Genomic DNA, 17,038 nt, shown 5'->3' with positions numbered 1-17,038 from the left:
AAACGTAATCTTACAAACCCTAGGTTTGTATTCCGAAAATATCCTTAGAAAGGAGGTGATCCAGCCGCACCTTCCGATACGGCTACCTTGTTACGACTTCACCCCAATCATCTATCCCACCTTCGGCGGCTGGCTCCAAAAGGTTACCCCACCGACTTCGGGTGTTACAAACTCTCGTGGTGTGACGGGCGGTGTGTACAAGGCCCGGGAACGTATTCACCGCGGCATGCTGATCCGCGATTACTAGCGATTCCGGCTTCATGTAGGCGAGTTGCAGCCTACAATCCGAACTGAGAACGACTTTATCGGATTAGCTCCCTCTCGCGAGTTGGCAACCGTTTGTATCGTCCATTGTAGCACGTGTGTAGCCCAGGTCATAAGGGGCATGATGATTTGACGTCATCCCCACCTTCCTCCGGTTTGTCACCGGCAGTCACCTTAGAGTGCCCAACTAAATGATGGCAACTAAGATCAAGGGTTGCGCTCGTTGCGGGACTTAACCCAACATCTCACGACACGAGCTGACGACAACCATGCACCACCTGTCACCGTTGTCCCCGAAGGGAAAACCATATCTCTACAGTGGTCAACGGGATGTCAAGACCTGGTAAGGTTCTTCGCGTTGCTTCGAATTAAACCACATGCTCCACCGCTTGTGCGGGCCCCCGTCAATTCCTTTGAGTTTCAGTCTTGCGACCGTACTCCCCAGGCGGAGTGCTTAATGCGTTAGCTGCAGCACTAAGGGGCGGAAACCCCCTAACACTTAGCACTCATCGTTTACGGCGTGGACTACCAGGGTATCTAATCCTGTTTGCTCCCCACGCTTTCGCGCCTCAGCGTCAGTTACAGACCAGAAAGTCGCCTTCGCCACTGGTGTTCCTCCAAATCTCTACGCATTTCACCGCTACACTTGGAATTCCACTTTCCTCTTCTGCACTCAAGTCCCCCAGTTTCCAATGACCCTCCACGGTTGAGCCGTGGGCTTTCACATCAGACTTAAAGGACCGCCTGCGCGCGCTTTACGCCCAATAATTCCGGACAACGCTTGCCACCTACGTATTACCGCGGCTGCTGGCACGTAGTTAGCCGTGGCTTTCTAATAAGGTACCGTCAAGGTACAGCCAGTTACTACTGTACTTGTTCTTCCCTTACAACAGAGTTTTACGATCCGAAAACCTTCTTCACTCACGCGGCGTTGCTCCATCAGGCTTTCGCCCATTGTGGAAGATTCCCTACTGCTGCCTCCCGTAGGAGTCTGGGCCGTGTCTCAGTCCCAGTGTGGCCGATCACCCTCTCAGGTCGGCTACGCATCGTCGCCTTGGTGAGCCGTTACCTCACCAACTAGCTAATGCGCCGCGGGCCCATCTTATAGCGACAGCGAGATGCCGTCTTTCAGTATTTCACCATGAAGTGAAATAGATTATTCGGTATTAGCCCCGGTTTCCCGGAGTTATCCCAAACTATAAGGTAGGTTGCCCACGTGTTACTCACCCGTCCGCCGCTAACGTCGAAGGAGCAAGCTCCTTCTCTGTTCGCTCGACTTGCATGTATTAGGCACGCCGCCAGCGTTCGTCCTGAGCCAGGATCAAACTCTCCATAAAAGAAATTTGATTAGCTCAAATTGTTTTGCTGGCATCATGTTTGATGTCCAAAATTTTGTTTTCTTCACTAACTCAAGGTTAGTTACTAAAAACTTTATTGATTACGTTTTGCTTGTTCAGTTTTCAAGGTTCATTATGTCACTTTAAAGTGACGACTTCTAACATTATAATACATAAAAATATGAATGTCAATAAGTTTTTTGGAGCGGGTGATGAGAATCGAACTCACGACATCAGCTTGGAAGGCTGAGGTTTTACCATTAAACTACACCCGCAAAATAATATTTATTTAAAATGGCGCGCCCGACAGGAGTCGAACCCATAACCTTCTGATCCGTAGTCAGACGCTCTATCCAATTGAGCTACGGGCGCATATTGTATATATTCATAAATTGACTTGGTGCGGCCGAGAGGACTTGAACCTCCACGGGGTTGCCCCCACTAGGCCCTCAACCTAGCGCGTCTGCCATTCCGCCACGACCGCATTCAATTAGGAACTTTCTTATTATACTACGATAACCAGGAAAGTCAACCTGTTTTCTTAAAAAAGATGAGCCATGAAGGACTCGAACCTTCGACCCTCTGATTAAAAGTCAGATGCTCTACCAACTGAGCTAATGGCTCAAATTAAGAAATGAATGGCTGGGGTACTAGGATTCGAACCTAGGCATGACGGAATCAAAATCCGTTGCCTTACCGCTTGGCTATACCCCAATAAGTGGCGGTCCCGACCGGGATCGAACCGGCGATCTCCTGCGTGACAGGCAGGCATGTTAACCGCTACACCACGGGACCAATGTTACTATATTTTTATGAATTAAACTAATGAAATGACCCCTACGGGATTCGAACCCGTGTTACCGCCGTGAAAGGGCGGTGTCTTAACCACTTGACCAAGGGGCCATGGCTCCGAAGGCAGGACTCGAACCTGCGACAACCTGATTAACAGTCAGGTGCTACTACCAACTGAGCTACTTCGGAATAATTCACATGTTTCGTCGTCGTTATCTTGTCGACTTTTACTATTATAGAGACAAATACAGCAAACGTCAACCCTTTTTTAATATTTTTTTTACTCTATTAGTTTTAAACGTCCTAGACACTTGCTACAGCAGTATTTCTCTACATTCATTCTAATTTTTCTTACATATAATTGTTGGCATTTTACGCACGTATATGTATAAAGTCGACGTTGTTTTTTTTGAGATGTTTTAGGGATTTGCAACAATGAGCAAAAACGAGGAGCATTCACTTTTACTAAAAGCTCTCGAAAATCTTTATCTCGATGCTGGTACCCTTTACCTTCCAAATGTAAATGATAATGGCATAATTCATGTCGAACTATACCTTCAATCTCACTAATACCATACATTTCATATGCTTTTGGATTAACTTCAATATTGTGAGATTGCAAAAGGTAACGTCCACCTGTTGAACGTAACCTTGAATTAAAATATGCTCTATGCATAAATGGCTTCTGAAAACTTTCTAATGATATTCGACTAACGAGATTTTGTAGTTCCTCATTGTTCATATCTATATCACCTCTAACAACAAGAATACCACACTGCTTAGTATAGACAGTGTGGTATTAATTTATCCTGCATTAACAGGCAGTATTTTGTTTATATTGAAAGCGATGCGGCAGTTATACGACTTCCAACTCAAAATTCAGCAAAAGCAAAGAAAGTTAGGTTGGATATAAACCGTCCGTAATAGCCCGATTGCTGAAGACTAATACTAAGTAGATGGATGAAGACCCCTCTGATTAAAAGTTTCACTTTATCTCCTTCAGCCGAAAACTCTCTCCTCTAAAGTTAGTGAGATGAATACGGAGGTGGTTCTTTATCAATAGTTGTCCAAACACCTGCTGAATGAAGATAAAGCCTCTGGCGGACGTCACCCTTCGATAGTTTGATCTTTAGGAGGTAGCATTGTTAGCGAAATGCGCCCTTTATTGACGTCTATTTGTTCTACCCAAACCGTCACAATGTCGCCTAGAGCAACAACCTCTAATGGATGTTTAATACGTCTTTTTTGTAATTTTGAAATGTGCACAAGCCCGTCCTGCTTCACTCCAATATCTACAAATGCTCCGAAATCAACTACGTTTCTCACTGTACCTTGCAATTCCATCCCAACTTGTAAATCTTCCATTTTTAATACATCTGTTTTCAGTAGAGGCTGAGGGAATGCATCACGTGGATCGCGACTTGGTTTCATTAATGTATCAACAATATCCTGTATTGTGACAACTCCAATATCTAAAACTCCACTTAATTTTTCTACATCTAGTTCTGCAATGGCCTCCTCTGCCTTCTGCGTCCCAAGCTCTTTTTTATCAATCTGTGCTACCTCTAAAACCTGTTCGGCTACACTGTAACTTTCAGGGTGAATGCCCGTAGCGTCAAATGCATTTTTTGCTCCTGGAACACGTAAGAAACCAATTGCTTGTTCATATGTTTTAGCACCAAGTCGCGGAATTTTCTTTAGCTGTGCACGTGTAGTAAATTGCCCAGTTTCCTCTCGTACCTTCACAATATTCTCCGCAACCGTTTTAGATAATCCAGAAACGTATTGCAGTAGCGAAGCAGAGGCAGTATTAACATCAACACCAACTTGGTTAACGGCTGTCTCTACTATAAATGTTAAGGACTCCGTCAATTTCTTTTGAGAGACATCATGCTGATATTGACCTACTCCAACTGCTTTTGGCTCAATTTTTACTAACTCCGACAACGGATCTTGCAAACGACGCGCAATAGAAACCGCACTACGCTGTTCTACCTGTAAATCAGGAAACTCTGCACGGGCAATTTCAGACGCTGAATAAACAGATGCCCCTGCTTCATTGACAATAACATAGGCCGTATCAGTTTCAAGCTCATTCAATATATCTGCTATAAATTGTTCTGTTTCGCGTGAGGCAGTACCATTACCAATAGCAATTATAGTTATTGGGTATTTTGCTAAAATCTCTTTTACAACTGCTTTTGATTTTGCTACATCTGGCTTTGGCGGATGTGGATAAATGGCTGTAACCTCTAGCATTTTCCCAGTTTCATCTACCACAGCTAATTTACAACCTGTACGGTACGCCGGATCAACACCTAAAACATACTTCCCTTTCATTGGAGGCTGTAATAAAAGATTACGTAAATTCTCAGAGAAAATGTGGATAGCCTGCGTCTCTGCCTTTTCTGTAAGTTCATTTCGTAACTCTCGTTCTATTGAAGGCTGAATTAAACGCTTGTACGAATCCTCAATCGCTAGCTTCACTTCGGCAATTGCTGGTGAAGAACCTGTAGCAGGAATCCATTCCTTCCACATAATCATCAACACTCGATCTATTGGTACTTGAATTGCTACTTTTAAGATTTCCTCTTTCTCACCACGATTTACAGCTAAAATACGGTGTGGGACAATACGATTTACAGGCTCTTCATATTCGTAATACATTTCGAAAACATTTTTTTCGTCTGCCTCTGCATTTTTGACACTAGTAACGAGTACTCCATCTTTCCAAGAATACGTACGAATTTTTTCACGGATTGCCGCTTCATCAGCAAAGCGTTCGGCTAAAATATCTCGAGCCCCAGCTAACGCATCTTCTACATTGGCAACTTTCTCCGCATCTACGAAAGCACTTGCTAATTGTTCTAAAGCATCGCTACGATACTCTAACAGAAGATCCGCAAGAGGTTCTAACCCTTTTTCTTTCGCTATAGTCGCCTTTGTTCGGCGTTTTTGTTTATAAGGTCGATATAAATCCTCTACACGCTGTAAAATAGTTGCTGCTTGAATAGCTTGTTCTAATTCAGGTGTTAGTTTATCTTGTTCCTGAATTAATCGTATAACCTCTTCTTTGCGTTGTTCAAGCTGCTGTATGTAGTGATAACGATCCTCTACAGCTTTAATCTGTACCTCGTCAAGGGATCCAGTAGCTTCTTTTCGATAACGTGCAATGAATGGCACGGTGTTTCCTTCTTCTAATAATTTAATAACAGCATCAGCTTGGCCTGGCTTAATAGCTACATCCTTTGCAATGAGCTGTAAAATTTGCTTTTGTTCCACATCATCACTACCTTTTTTTCTTTTCATTTTACCATTACACTTTACTAAAATTGCAAAAAAATAGTCTACTCTGAAGAAGAGAGTAAACTATTTCTGTAAATGTAAGAGAAGGCCATTATCACTCACACTTAGTCATAAAGCACATTAATGTCCTGATGCATACTATATTCAATTTTTAGGACAGCCCCTCGCCCCAAAAATTTTAGAGCGAAACACCATCACTTACTAAAATAGATTCCTGTAACTTTTTTATTGCCTTCCTTTGTATTCTTGATACATGCATTTGAGAAATCCCTAATCGCTCCCCAACTTCTTTTTGAGTAAGTTGTTCTAAATATGTAAGCTGAATTATTTCTCTTTCTCTCTCATTTAAAAAACTCATAGCGTCAGAAACAATCATTCTTTTATTGGTCATTTCAAAGCCGTCATCTTCTTTACCCATAATATCAAGTAATGTTACTGAGCTGCCTTCAGAATCTGACTCTACTGTATGATCCATAGAAAGAGCATGATAACTACGGCTCATCTCCATAGCCTCTAAAACTTCTTCTTCTTCCACTTCTAATTGATCCGCGATTTCCATAATAGATGGAGAACGCTGCAACTCAATTGTCAACGCTTCTACTGTTGTTTTAATGCGCGGCCCTAATTCTTTTATCCGTCTTGGTACATGAACATCCCAAGTTTTATCACGTAAAAAGCGCTTTATTTCCCCAACAATCGTTGGTACAGCAAATGCTTCAAAGCTACGACTAACATCCGGATTAAAACGTCTTATTGCACCTAGCAACCCCAGCATACCTACTTGAGTAATATCATCATAATGAGATTTACCATTCGAATATTTGCGTGCAATGGACTCAACTAAATATCGATAATGAATCACTAGTTTTGTTTGAGCTTCATCATCCTCCGTTGATTGGTACAATGCAATCCACCTTAGTATATCTTCCTTGGACGAAGATTTATGTAGTGATTCTTTCGACATTGTTTTCCACCTGCTCTCTAGAAACATACTTTGTCATGAAAACAGTTACGCCACCATCGTTATTTATCATCACCTCATCCATCAAAGTTTCCATTAAATAAAGTCCTAAACCGCCTTCGCGTAGACCCGCAATACTCTCTTCAGGATGATACGGACCAATTTTCGACTTTACCTCTTCAAAATTAAAACTATTTCCGTAATCTGCAATCATCATTTCTAGTTTATTTTCATACAAAGCGCAGCCAATGACGATCTCGCCTTCTTCTTCGTCCTTATATGCATGATGTACAACATTCGTTACTGCTTCACTTGTAGCAATTTTTAAATCTTCAATATCATCATAATTAAACCCAACTCGACTAGCTAAGCCAGAAACCGTCAATCGAATTACACTGACAAATTGCGGTTTTGCAGGAACCCTTATCTCAATATAATCAAATTCCTTCATTTTCGTGATTCCACCTTTTTATCAGTTTCAATATCCATTAAATCGCTTAAACCAGTAATTTCAAACAACCTTTGTAATCTATTCGATAAACCGACAAGTTTAACTTTACCATTTTCACGTAATGTTCTTTTATAAAAGGCAACAAAAACACCCAACCCTGTACTATCCATATAATTAACTTTTGATAGATTAAGTACTATTTCTAATCCTTCAGTAATTTTCACTGCCTCTAATTCTTCCCTAAGACGCGAAGCAGTATAAGTATCTATTTCGCCCTCAACAAATCCGTATAATTTATTATCAAGTTCTTTAAAGTGTATCGCCATATCCATACAGCACACCTCCACCATATTTGTTTGACTGTTTTTCTATTCCCGTAATTACAAAGTTTGAAACCCTATTTTTTTATAATCGCAACTGTAAAATCATCTGATAGTTTAAAATCCTGTATTTCTTCAACTTGCTTATAAAGAAGGTTACACATTTGTTGAGCTGATAAGTGTTTATTTTCCAATATTAATGATGAGATGACCTCTCGTGAATTCATTTCATTATGCGCTCTGAATTCCGTAACACCATCTGTCATCATTATTACAATATCATTTTCTTCTAAAACAATTTCGTTGTACAAATATTTCGTTTCTGGTAGCACCCCTAGTAATAATCCTGTCGATTCCAAAGGAGAAAATTCATTATGTTTAGCACTATAATGGAGGGCCGGCTCATGACCTGCAGAAGCATAAGAAAAAATACTCTTATGCACATCCAAGCAACCGTAAAACATAGAAACGAACATACTATCATCTACACTCTTTTCAATTACTCGATTGAGAACCTCTAATACATATGAAGGATCTTTATATGCGTATTCTAATGTTTCAAGCCCATATTTCACCATAGACATACATAATGCAGCGGGAACACCTTTACCTACCACATCTGTCACAGCTACACTTAAAAAATCCTCTCGATTATATAAAAAATGTACATAATCTCCATTCATCTTCCGAATTGGGATAGATATCATTCCTATATCAATACTTGAAAGTTGGGGTACGTCTGTTTTAAGTAATGTTTTCTGAATGTTTGTAGCGATTTTCATTTCCATTTCATACTCTGCTTGTTTTTGTAATAAACTTTGGTGCTCCCTATGAGCCATACCATAATGCACCATAACTTCGATAAGAAAATCATATGCAAGCTGTTCTTCACTCATTCTACGCGGAAATAGTTTCTTAACTGCGTTTTTATGAACACTTACAACATCCTCGGGAGATATATTCTTTTGGATTAACTGGCGAGTGAAATTTTGAGCAATATACAAATTCTTTTCAGTTTGATCGGTCATATAATCTGACAAAATCTTTTTATATTGAAATTCAAATTGTTCCAAAAATTCCACATCCTAACGCAGCCATTTTTCAGCTCTAATCGTTGTTCCTTCTCCCATAACCGATTGAATGACCATCTTGTCCATCAATCGATTTACACCTGGTAAACCTGCACCGAGCCCTCCTGAAGTGGAGTAGCCATCCTCCATCACTTTCCGAACATCTTCTATTCCTGGGCCCTGGTCAGTTGCAATAACAATTATTTTCTTCTCAGTGTCAGTCTCAACTTTTTCAATTTCAATGACACCTATCCTTGCATATAAATATATATTTCGGGCTAGTTCACTTATAGCTGTGGTGATTCGTGCCTGATCAACAGTGTCAAATCCAAGCGCCTTCGCTTCGTCACGCCCCAGTTGTCTTGCTGCTACTATGTCCCACTCAGTAATAATTTCAACCGAAGACTTAATTGTCACTGTTGCCCCCCCAATTCCTGTCGGAGTTATACTTTTACACTTTTTTCGACCTACTTAACTAAATATTTATTTTAAATAATTTAAATGATCTTATCAATTTTACCTTGATGTAATTTCTCTAAATAAGTATATTTTCTTAAACCTCTCGAGTCGATATTATTTCAAAAATCTATTCTAAGTATAAATTTTGAGTATACCTTAAATCTATTAATACCATTTTTGAATAGTGATTTCAATTTACGGTAATACAGTATCCGAGAGTACAATATCAATCTCCCTTGGCATAATTTGTAGCAGTCACGCAGAAAACATCTTCCGAATGAAGAAAAAAAAGCATCGAGATGAATTTTCATCTCGATGCCACTATACACATATGTATATCAAAATTTAACAAGCCCTAAACTAATCATCAATGCACCATCAACTTTCTCCATCAACGCATGGTCAAGTTGCGTAATACGATCTGTCAATCTTGACTTATCAATCGTCCGCACTTGCTCGAGCAGAATAACCGAATCACGTTCAAAACCATACTTTTCAGCATTAATTTCAACGTGCGTCGGTAATTTTGCTTTTTGAATCTGTGCAGTAATGGCTGCGATGATGACAGTCGGACTAAATCGATTGCCAATATCATTTTGAATAATCAGCACCGGCCTAGTGCCCCCTTGCTCGGACCCGACTACCGGCGATAAATCTGCAAAAAAAACGTCACCACGTTTTACATTCAAAGTGTCATCCCCCGCTAACGAGACGCTCCACTGTATGTTGTGCTTCATATTCTGCATGCAAGCATTCACTTGCAATACTCAGATTTATATGAGACATTTCAACATATCCTTTCATCATAGCTTCCCGTATTTGATTTGGTTGCTCCTGCATTAAAACTTTGCGCGACAAAATACGCGCAAAAGATTCACCTTCAATTACTTCCTTAGTTTGTAGAAATAGTCTGTCTTGAACAGCAATTGTAGCTTCTCTTAACTTTTTCTCGTACACAGCAAGCACCTCCAACGGAACCATCCACTTTTCATTACTACCCATTCTACCATTGAAAGATATCATTGAAAAGACACGAAATGACAAAATATCTGACAATTTAAAGTCCAAGTTGTAAAAATATGTAGTTTGTCGAAGGTATATGCCGACTCATTCACCTTGCAATTTGTCACAAATTATGAATGACTCATCTTCTTAATAAACCCAACTGTTCTTCTATAGTTGTTATTTACCAAGTTGTTTAGTGCTTTGATATAGTATTCATTTGTCCAAAGTTAGATCTCTAAGCTATTTAAAATCGCCTATACTAAATCCTAAAGTAACTTCTTTAGTTTTAGGCTAAAGAATCAATTATGCCCCGGCATAGTTGCGTCTGGAATTGGCTTTGGGCCTAGGCCTTCATGATAGCCGACACGATGTCGGTCATTTCGGTAATGCCACAGGGCATGGCGTTCTTAGACTGAATTCCTTTATTTCAACGGATGTACTACGCTTTCGCTACCAAACACTACTTACTGAAAGAAGTTAAATGTATAATCTAGGAACTCTCGCTGTAATAATGCATGGTACTTCATAATTAATGGTTTCAAGCTTAGCTGCCCATTCATTCATTGATATAGCATCCTGTCCTTGACGACCAATGAGCGTTACTTTCTCACCTATAGCATATGCTTTAGGCAAGGCAACCATACATTGATCCATACAAATTCGTCCAACAATCGGCATTCTTTGGCCATCAATCAGTACTTCTTGTCCACCTAATTTACGAATTACTCCATCCGCATAGCCTATTGGTATCGTTCCTATCCACATATTCGAAGGGGCCTCAAAGGTAGCTCCATAGCCTACTGAATCACCTGCTTGTAACTGTTTCACATGAACAAGCTCACTCTCTAGCGAAAACGCTGGCTTTAATGGGAATGGCAAAATACCTTCTACATAAGGAGATGGGGATAATCCATACATCGATATGCCATATCTAACGGCATCAAATTGTAAATGCGCATCTTTTACTAAAGATGTAGCCGTGTTTGAGGCATGTACAAGTCTAGGTTTTTCAGGCAATGCTGTTACACATTTCTCAAAAAACTGTACCTGTCTATCGAAGTATGAAGTATCTTCTTCATCCGCAGTCGCAAAATGTGTAAATATTCCATCAAGCTCCACATTCAATGTATTCTGTATTGTTTGATATAGATCCAATAATTCTTGTTCTGAACGAACACCAATTCTGCCCATACCGCTATCTACTTTAATATGTAGTCGTAAAGGGTTTGCTTCATCAGCTATGAACGGAGCCGCTTGCTGCACCCATTCATTTGCAAATGCCGTAAGAATAATGCGCTGCTGAGCAGCATATGGTGCAAATGAAACTGGAGAGGCACCCAATATTAGTATGTCTGGCTCTTCAAAATGTGCTCGAATATGTAATGCTTCATCGGGCGTTGCCACTGCTAGCATTGTTGCACCAGCCTCAAGTGCTGCTTTTGCAACAGCTACATCTCCGTGACCGTATGCATTTGCCTTTACGACAGCTATAATTTGAACATTAGGTTGAAGTAGCTTTTTCAAATTTTTCACGTTTTGTTGAATAGCTTGTAGGTCTACAACTGCTTTAGTTGGTCTAAAATATTGCTGTGTCTTCATTAGAATACCCTCTTTATTTTTTATTAAAACAATATGTATTGAATAAATTGCTTTTTCTACATTGTTTTTACAAGTTGTTCTATTTTAGACTGATTTTCTACATAACCTCTATCATATATGACTTAACAACCTCTAAACAATGTTAATTTTACTCATAACTGTACTATTTTGCTTAATAAGCTACAGCTTTCCATGTAGAAAGCTGTAGCTATAAAAACTATTTCATACTACCTATCGTCATAGAAGTGGCTACTTGCACCATTTCTTCACGAGTCAATTTATTAGATGCTACAAAGAATTCAACGCCATCCTTTTCCCAGCTAATAGAAGTATCGGTAATAGCACCGATTGTAAAGCCTAAATCTACCGGATCACCAGGAGACGATACTGGCAACATTGCAGCCTCTTTCGTAACTGGTTGTTGCATGACAGTAAATGGCTTATCACCATCGAATGTTAAGATGACACGGTCCATTCCACTCTCTTGTATAACTTTCTCACCCACCATCTTCGTATTTTCAATATTTACAACAGGATAGTGTGTTTGGAACTTATTTTCGGCTTCTGCACTTACTGCCTGTTTCTCTTCATTTCCGTTCGGGTTATTAGTGCTTTCCTTACCGTCTTTGTTATCTTTGTTATCTTTTTCTGATGGTGTAGCTTGTTCACCTTTTGTTTCATCCGATTCTGTAAATTGCTCAACCGCATACTCTTTAGCCGCGTGTTGAACACCTAATTTTATATTTTTAAATGTAATACGAATTTGTTCTTCTTTTACATCATTCATAATTACTACGGAAGTTGGAAGCATTGTTTTCTTATCAACTGTTATAACTTGATGAGGCATACTATTTTTATAGCTATTTCTAGTAGCCGCTTCAAATATATATGCTTTGTCCTCCTCTTTCATGACTAAATTTTTATCTTGTGCTAAATCTTCTGCTAGTGCACCTATTAAATAAGCTTGACTATTTTTCTTTGGCCAATCACTTTGGAACTTATACATTTTGTTTAATGTAGGTGTAACAACAAAAACTCCATCTGCATTTCGCACTATCATTTGTGAAACATCTTTCCCACTTTCTACTACTTCTACTCGATAGAAATCAGGTTTCGTATGCCAAACTGTTACATCATATTTTTTCGGATCTCCACCAGATTTAATCTCCATCGTAGCATTTAACTCATAACCGTTTGCATCTGCCCATTTCCCATTAACTTTCTTCAAGACTTTTTCCTGTGAGTCTGTACCACATGCCGATAAAAGTAATATCGTACAAAATAAGACGAGCCATTTAACTATACGGTTGCCCACGCTTTCACCCTTTCCTTCTTTCAAATCCACTACGACAATATATGAACCGTATTTGTCAGTTATGTCATTTGAATAAGGGTAATATATTTATCTTCACTCAGAAATTTATTTACTTATTAATAGCACATCACCATAACATTTCCGTTCCGACTGGGCGCTTTTATCGCTATCGCGCAGAGCAGAGCTTCCTGGGGGCGTCCAGTCTCCACTACAATCAACTTATTTACATAGTAGACATTAACAAAAGTCATCCACAATTTTTGGTGATGAACCACTATTTATTGTAATAATATTACTTGTGCCGCAGCGTATTGCTTGGAATGTGTTATACTTACAAATCCATTTACAAGCTGCCCTTTGAAATATAAAACTGGATTTCCAGCTTCCCCTCTTAAAACTTCAATATCATGAAGCTTACATTCTCCACCAATACCAGTTCCTAATGCCTTTGAAAATGCTTCCTTTGAAGCGAATCGTCCGGCTAAAAATTCTATTTTACGAGTTTCTGAATGTGCATCAAATAAAACTCTTTCCTTTTCAGTTAAAATGCGATCTTTAAATTTATTTGTTCTTGTCATTGCCTTAGCAATACGGTCAATTTCTACAATGTCGAGACCAATTCCTTTAATCATTTGAACTTCTCCTTTTCCTATTTCTTAAAAGCCATGTATAATGATTGTAAATTGAGGTGGAGTTATGTTTAGTAGAACAGAAAATTTTAAGCAATATACAAAGTATTATCCTATTGTTTCAACATTAATAGCGGTTAATTTAATTGTTTATGTACTAACTATTTTACCTGGAGTAGGAGAAAATGTATTGAATTATGGATTTCAATCGAACTTCCTGATACGTTCTGGTGAATGGTGGCGTGTTTTTACTGCAATGTTTTTACATGCTGGCTTTTCGCACGTTTTCTTTAATATGTTTTCACTGTATTTATTCGGACCAGAGCTTGAAAGAATTGCTGGCAAGGTACGTTTTACTACAATTTATTTAATGTCTGGTATTGTAGGTAACATGGCAACCTATTTACTTTATGATAGTAGCTATCAAAGTCTTGGTGCAAGCGGAGCTGTTTTCGGAATATTCGGTGCTTTTGGAGCGCTTGTCTACTATACACGTCGTACAATGCCGATGCTTCGTAAACTTATTTTGCCCATCATTGTAATCAGCGTTATCATGACTTTCCTACAGCCAAATGTGAATGTCTATGCTCACTTAGGCGGCTTAGTAACAGGTTTCCTTCTTGGACTCGTTTACTTACATCCAAAAAGAATTTTAAGCTGGCGTAAACAAAAGATGGCGGGTAAATAATAAGTACAAGAGGAGCAACCTCCGTGATAAGCTATCATCACGGATTGCTCCTCTTATTTTTATACTAGAGTGATATACAATTCGTCAATTTTATTTCAAAGTGCGACCGTATCCTCTTTCGCTGCCTTTATTTTTTTCCATTCAACTGCTGTTAAGCCATAGACAACTTGGTCTACATGATGATCATAAAGCCACTCCGCATCTCTTAAACGTCCTTCTTCATGAAAACCTAACACTTTTGGAATTGTGCGGCTTCGAATATTTCCTACCGCTACTCGCACTTCAATGCGATTTAATTTCAGATAGCTAAAAGCATAATCAATAAATGCTTTCATAGAATTTGTGACTAAGCCCTTACCAACAAATTCCTTACCTAACCAATATCCGATACTTGTCCATTTATGCTGCCAGTTCACTTGATGGTAGCCAATCACTCCCGCAAGTTTCCCCTCATAATATATCCCCGCTTGTAGGCCATTATTATCCGCGTATTGTTGCATCGCACCTCTTACAAATCGCTCTGTATCCTCTACTGTTTTCACATCATCCACAAAAGGTAACCATTCTCGCAACGTATCCCTTGAACGATCTGTCAACTCGAATAATTCATCTACGTCACTTAAATCCAACAATTTTAAATACGTGTTCTTATTAATATCATATTTAAACAAAATTACCACCCCTTTTGTTTGATTTATTCTATTATAAACAGTATTTTTCCATAATTATAGTTAAAAAAGGCTAATCCCTCCTATTAATTGTAAGGATTAGCCAAACCACTACTTTCAATGTTCATACCAAGATAATATTGTTTCAGCATCTTGCTGCTCTAAGCTTCGTACATTCCCTGTCATACCAGTCATGCCTGACATGACCGTCGCTTTCACAGTCATAACCTTCTTTCTTTTTTGGAAATACGTTTGAGTAGTCCCAATAGATTGTATACGTTTTTTCTCCATAAAAAACGTAATACGACTGAACACACGATATCGCATAGTTAGTTGCTTTCCATCTAACATATAACCAGCTGCTTTATGTTGCCAAATACCAATTAATATTGTTAATGGAATTAATAATAAAGAAAGTAATCCATACGGATATAAGAAATAACTACTTGCACCAATTATAGGTATGAGCCAAACAAAGTCAATTCGGTAAAAAGTTGAACGAGCTCGTTTTGGTGAATAAATAAATTCTGGTCGCCAATTTATATCCGGGAAAAGTTGTTCTAGCGTTTCCAAGCAATCTTGCTTCTTAATAAGTGGGAACAGAGTAATTTTTTTATCCTTCCCCTCCTCACCATTGCCTCCAGCACTTTCAACAACAACTGTTGCAAAGCCAAATAATTGACGCACTGGATTCTCTACAATACGAATCGCCTGAATTCTATTTAACGGTAAAGTAATTCGCTTCTTCTCAATTAGCCCTTTTGTAATAATAAGCTTTTCATCTTCAATTCGGACTGTATATTCATAATAATTGATCAGTGTAATAACAAATGACACAAACCATGCCACAATAAGGCTGACTATCACAGTTAGTGCAACTAAAAATGCACCAATTTTCGCAAAATCAGCTAGCTCGTTAAAAATCTCCTCATATGGGATTATATCTGAAAGCTGAGAGATGATTGCTGCTACCCCGGACAAAACGACCCCAATTCCACCTGAAGTTATGGCCAATATAAGCAAATCGCGTATCGACATATGATAAATAGTTGGAACTGGTACTTCCTCTATTAGCGAGTGTTCATCATTCATCTGTTCATTTACTTGGTTCTTTGCACGGCGCATCTCCAGTTCAATTACATCTGCCGCTGCCTTACGTATAGCCGTCAACTCTACCTCAGGCTTTCCATCCTTACTTCCCGCAGTTTCAACCTGAACTTTTACTAAGCCAAATATTCGATGAAAAATACCCTCATTGTAATTTAAGCTCTGAATACGTTCAAATGGGATATAACGTTTCTTTTTTACGAACAAACCGTACTTTACACGCAATTCACCATCTTCAAACCAATATACAAAGGTACGCCATTTAACAATGCCACTAACAAGCGCAAGTATGGCCCCTACTCCCCATATACCGAATAAGAAAATCGTCCGCCAAAAATTATCACTATGGAAATTAAAGGAGAAGTTAAAACCATTAGTTATAATAATAATAATCAACGGGAAAATCATACTTTTTAATGCTTTCGTACTTGTAATAATAGCCGAGATCGGATGTAAACGATTAATTTCCTTAGACATCATCTTCCGCCACCCTTGCTAATTCCGAAATACGCGCTCGAAGTCCATCAGCCTCGTCCATCACAAGTGCAGGAATTGTATGTACAGTTGCCGCAGTAGATATTGAAATATTTCCTAAACCGTATTTTTTTAATATCGGTCCTTGCGTCGTATCAACATGCTGTACGCGAACCATTGGAATAAGTGTACGTTTAACAACGAATAAACCATGTTGCACCTCAATCTCATTGTCACGCACCTCGTAGCGCCAGCGTTCCCATCTTATCTTTGGAAATAGATAAGTAGATAAGACAGCACTAAGTATGACTACAGCAACTGCAATGAAATAAATAAATGATGGCCATTCAAAATAATAGGTGCCGTAGCATGCTGCCGCTGCTACAATCAAAAGTAATATTGTTTGTAATACTCCATATAAACGCCACACCGTTAACCCTTTCCTAGAAATTTTATGCATTGGTTCTGCTCTCAAATTCATTCCCTCTCTTTCTTTAACTACGTATACGTAATCAGTTATCTTTTTGTTTCAAATTATACCAAATTGCCTTGGCGTAATTGCGTCCGGATTCGACTTTGAGCTTAGGCCTGCA

Annotated in this window: 16 protein-coding genes, 8 tRNA genes and 1 rRNA gene; 1 reads left to right on the top strand and 24 read right to left on the bottom strand. The window is 39.0% G+C overall.

All coding sequences use genetic code 11. The annotated features are described in order from the left end of the window. Nucleotides 1–48: 48 nt before the first annotated feature. The 21 genes from JNUCC51_RS14175 to acpS form a co-directional block, all read right to left on the bottom strand. Nucleotides 49–1,601: ribosomal RNA gene (locus JNUCC51_RS14175) — 16S ribosomal RNA — on the bottom strand. A gap of 201 nt (nt 1,602–1,802) precedes the next feature. Beyond that, nucleotides 1,803–1,876, bottom strand: a tRNA-Gly gene (locus tag JNUCC51_RS14170). Nucleotides 1,877–1,896: 20 nt separating this feature from the next. Next, nucleotides 1,897–1,973, bottom strand: a tRNA-Arg gene (locus tag JNUCC51_RS14165). Between the two features lie 26 nt (nt 1,974–1,999). Further along, nucleotides 2,000–2,085 (bottom strand) — tRNA-Leu (locus tag JNUCC51_RS14160). A 67-nt stretch (nt 2,086–2,152) separates the two neighbouring features. Continuing rightward, a tRNA-Lys gene (locus JNUCC51_RS14155) sits at nt 2,153–2,225 on the bottom strand. Between the two features lie 15 nt (nt 2,226–2,240). Continuing rightward, nucleotides 2,241–2,315, bottom strand: a tRNA-Gln gene (locus JNUCC51_RS14150). 5 nt (nt 2,316–2,320) lie between these two features. After that, nucleotides 2,321–2,396: transfer RNA gene (locus JNUCC51_RS14145), tRNA-Asp, on the bottom strand. 36 nt (nt 2,397–2,432) lie between these two features. Further along, nucleotides 2,433–2,504: transfer RNA gene (locus JNUCC51_RS14140), tRNA-Glu, on the bottom strand. Nucleotide 2,505: 1 nt separating this feature from the next. Beyond that, a tRNA-Asn gene (locus JNUCC51_RS14135) sits at nt 2,506–2,582 on the bottom strand. Between the two features lie 91 nt (nt 2,583–2,673). Beyond that, nucleotides 2,674–3,135, bottom strand: coding sequence for a SprT family protein (locus JNUCC51_RS14130; protein WP_337988599.1), 462 nt, complete (start codon nt 3,133–3,135; stop codon nt 2,674–2,676). A 365-nt stretch (nt 3,136–3,500) separates the two neighbouring features. Further along, nucleotides 3,501–5,675, bottom strand: a complete 2,175-nt coding sequence (locus JNUCC51_RS14125; RefSeq protein WP_337992234.1) for a Tex family protein — start codon at nt 5,673–5,675, stop codon at nt 3,501–3,503. Nucleotides 5,676–5,877: 202 nt separating this feature from the next. Next, nucleotides 5,878–6,663 (bottom strand): RNA polymerase sigma factor SigB, encoded by a 786-nt coding sequence (gene sigB, locus JNUCC51_RS14120; protein WP_337988598.1) that lies wholly within the window; start codon nt 6,661–6,663, stop codon nt 5,878–5,880. Continuing rightward, nucleotides 6,641–7,111 carry an anti-sigma B factor RsbW gene (gene rsbW, locus JNUCC51_RS14115; RefSeq protein ID WP_337988597.1) on the bottom strand — a complete coding sequence of 157 codons (471 nt, stop codon included), beginning with the start codon at nt 7,109–7,111 and terminating at the stop codon, nt 6,641–6,643. Before rsbW ends, sigB begins: the two co-directional genes overlap by 23 nt. Next, a complete protein-coding gene (locus JNUCC51_RS14110) occupies nt 7,108–7,443 on the bottom strand; it encodes an STAS domain-containing protein (protein ID WP_337988596.1) in 336 nt (111 codons plus the stop codon). The genes rsbW and JNUCC51_RS14110 overlap by 4 nt, the downstream gene beginning before the upstream one ends. 65 nt (nt 7,444–7,508) lie before the next feature. Next, on the bottom strand, nt 7,509–8,459 hold the full coding sequence (locus JNUCC51_RS14105; RefSeq protein WP_337992233.1) for a PP2C family protein-serine/threonine phosphatase: 951 nt from the start codon (nt 8,457–8,459) through the stop codon (nt 7,509–7,511). A gap of 57 nt (nt 8,460–8,516) precedes the next feature. Further along, complete coding sequence (locus JNUCC51_RS14100) at nt 8,517–8,918, bottom strand: anti-sigma regulatory factor (RefSeq protein WP_337988595.1); 402 nt, start codon at nt 8,916–8,918, stop codon at nt 8,517–8,519. A gap of 380 nt (nt 8,919–9,298) precedes the next feature. Continuing rightward, nucleotides 9,299–9,649, bottom strand: a complete 351-nt coding sequence (locus JNUCC51_RS14095) for a type II toxin-antitoxin system PemK/MazF family toxin (RefSeq protein ID WP_049663446.1) — start codon at nt 9,647–9,649, stop codon at nt 9,299–9,301. 4 nt (nt 9,650–9,653) lie between these two features. Continuing rightward, a complete protein-coding gene (locus tag JNUCC51_RS14090) occupies nt 9,654–9,917 on the bottom strand; it encodes a hypothetical protein (RefSeq protein ID WP_337988594.1) in 264 nt (87 codons plus the stop codon). A 525-nt stretch (nt 9,918–10,442) separates the two neighbouring features. Continuing rightward, a complete protein-coding gene (gene alr / locus JNUCC51_RS14085) occupies nt 10,443–11,564 on the bottom strand; it encodes an alanine racemase (RefSeq protein WP_337988593.1) in 1,122 nt (373 codons plus the stop codon). A gap of 217 nt (nt 11,565–11,781) precedes the next feature. Further along, complete coding sequence (locus JNUCC51_RS14080; protein WP_337988592.1) at nt 11,782–12,879, bottom strand: LolA family protein; 1,098 nt, start codon at nt 12,877–12,879, stop codon at nt 11,782–11,784. A 278-nt stretch (nt 12,880–13,157) separates the two neighbouring features. After that, a complete protein-coding gene (acpS, locus tag JNUCC51_RS14075; RefSeq protein WP_337988591.1) occupies nt 13,158–13,511 on the bottom strand; it encodes a holo-ACP synthase in 354 nt (117 codons plus the stop codon). Between the two features lie 64 nt (nt 13,512–13,575). On the opposite strand from acpS, the gene JNUCC51_RS14070 reads away from it, so the two are divergent. Further along, on the top strand, nt 13,576–14,196 hold the full coding sequence (locus JNUCC51_RS14070; RefSeq protein ID WP_337988590.1) for a rhomboid family intramembrane serine protease: 621 nt from the start codon (nt 13,576–13,578) through the stop codon (nt 14,194–14,196). Between the two features lie 95 nt (nt 14,197–14,291). On the opposite strand, the gene JNUCC51_RS14065 is transcribed toward JNUCC51_RS14070, so the two are convergent. The 3 genes from JNUCC51_RS14065 to JNUCC51_RS14055 all read right to left on the bottom strand — a co-directional run bounded on the left by JNUCC51_RS14065 (nt 14,292) and on the right by JNUCC51_RS14055 (nt 16,920). Further along, entirely contained in the window at nt 14,292–14,867 is a 576-nt protein-coding gene (locus JNUCC51_RS14065) for a GNAT family N-acetyltransferase (RefSeq protein ID WP_337988589.1), read from the bottom strand. A 114-nt stretch (nt 14,868–14,981) separates the two neighbouring features. Further along, entirely contained in the window at nt 14,982–16,448 is a 1,467-nt protein-coding gene (locus JNUCC51_RS14060; RefSeq protein ID WP_337988588.1) for a PH domain-containing protein, read from the bottom strand. Continuing rightward, the gene (locus JNUCC51_RS14055; protein ID WP_337988587.1) at nt 16,441–16,920 is read right to left on the bottom strand and encodes a PH domain-containing protein; all 480 of its coding nucleotides are present in this window, start codon (nt 16,918–16,920) and stop codon (nt 16,441–16,443) included. Before JNUCC51_RS14055 ends, JNUCC51_RS14060 begins: the two co-directional genes overlap by 8 nt. Between the last annotated feature and the right edge of the window lie 118 nt (nt 16,921–17,038).

Origin of the sequence: Lysinibacillus sp. JNUCC 51, from assembly GCF_015999525.1 — a bacterium.
GTDB classification, from domain to species: domain Bacteria; phylum Bacillota; class Bacilli; order Bacillales_A; family Planococcaceae; genus Lysinibacillus; species Lysinibacillus xylanilyticus.
The sequence above is the reverse complement of the archived record's forward strand: the minus strand, read 5'-3'. Positions and strand labels throughout refer to the sequence as shown.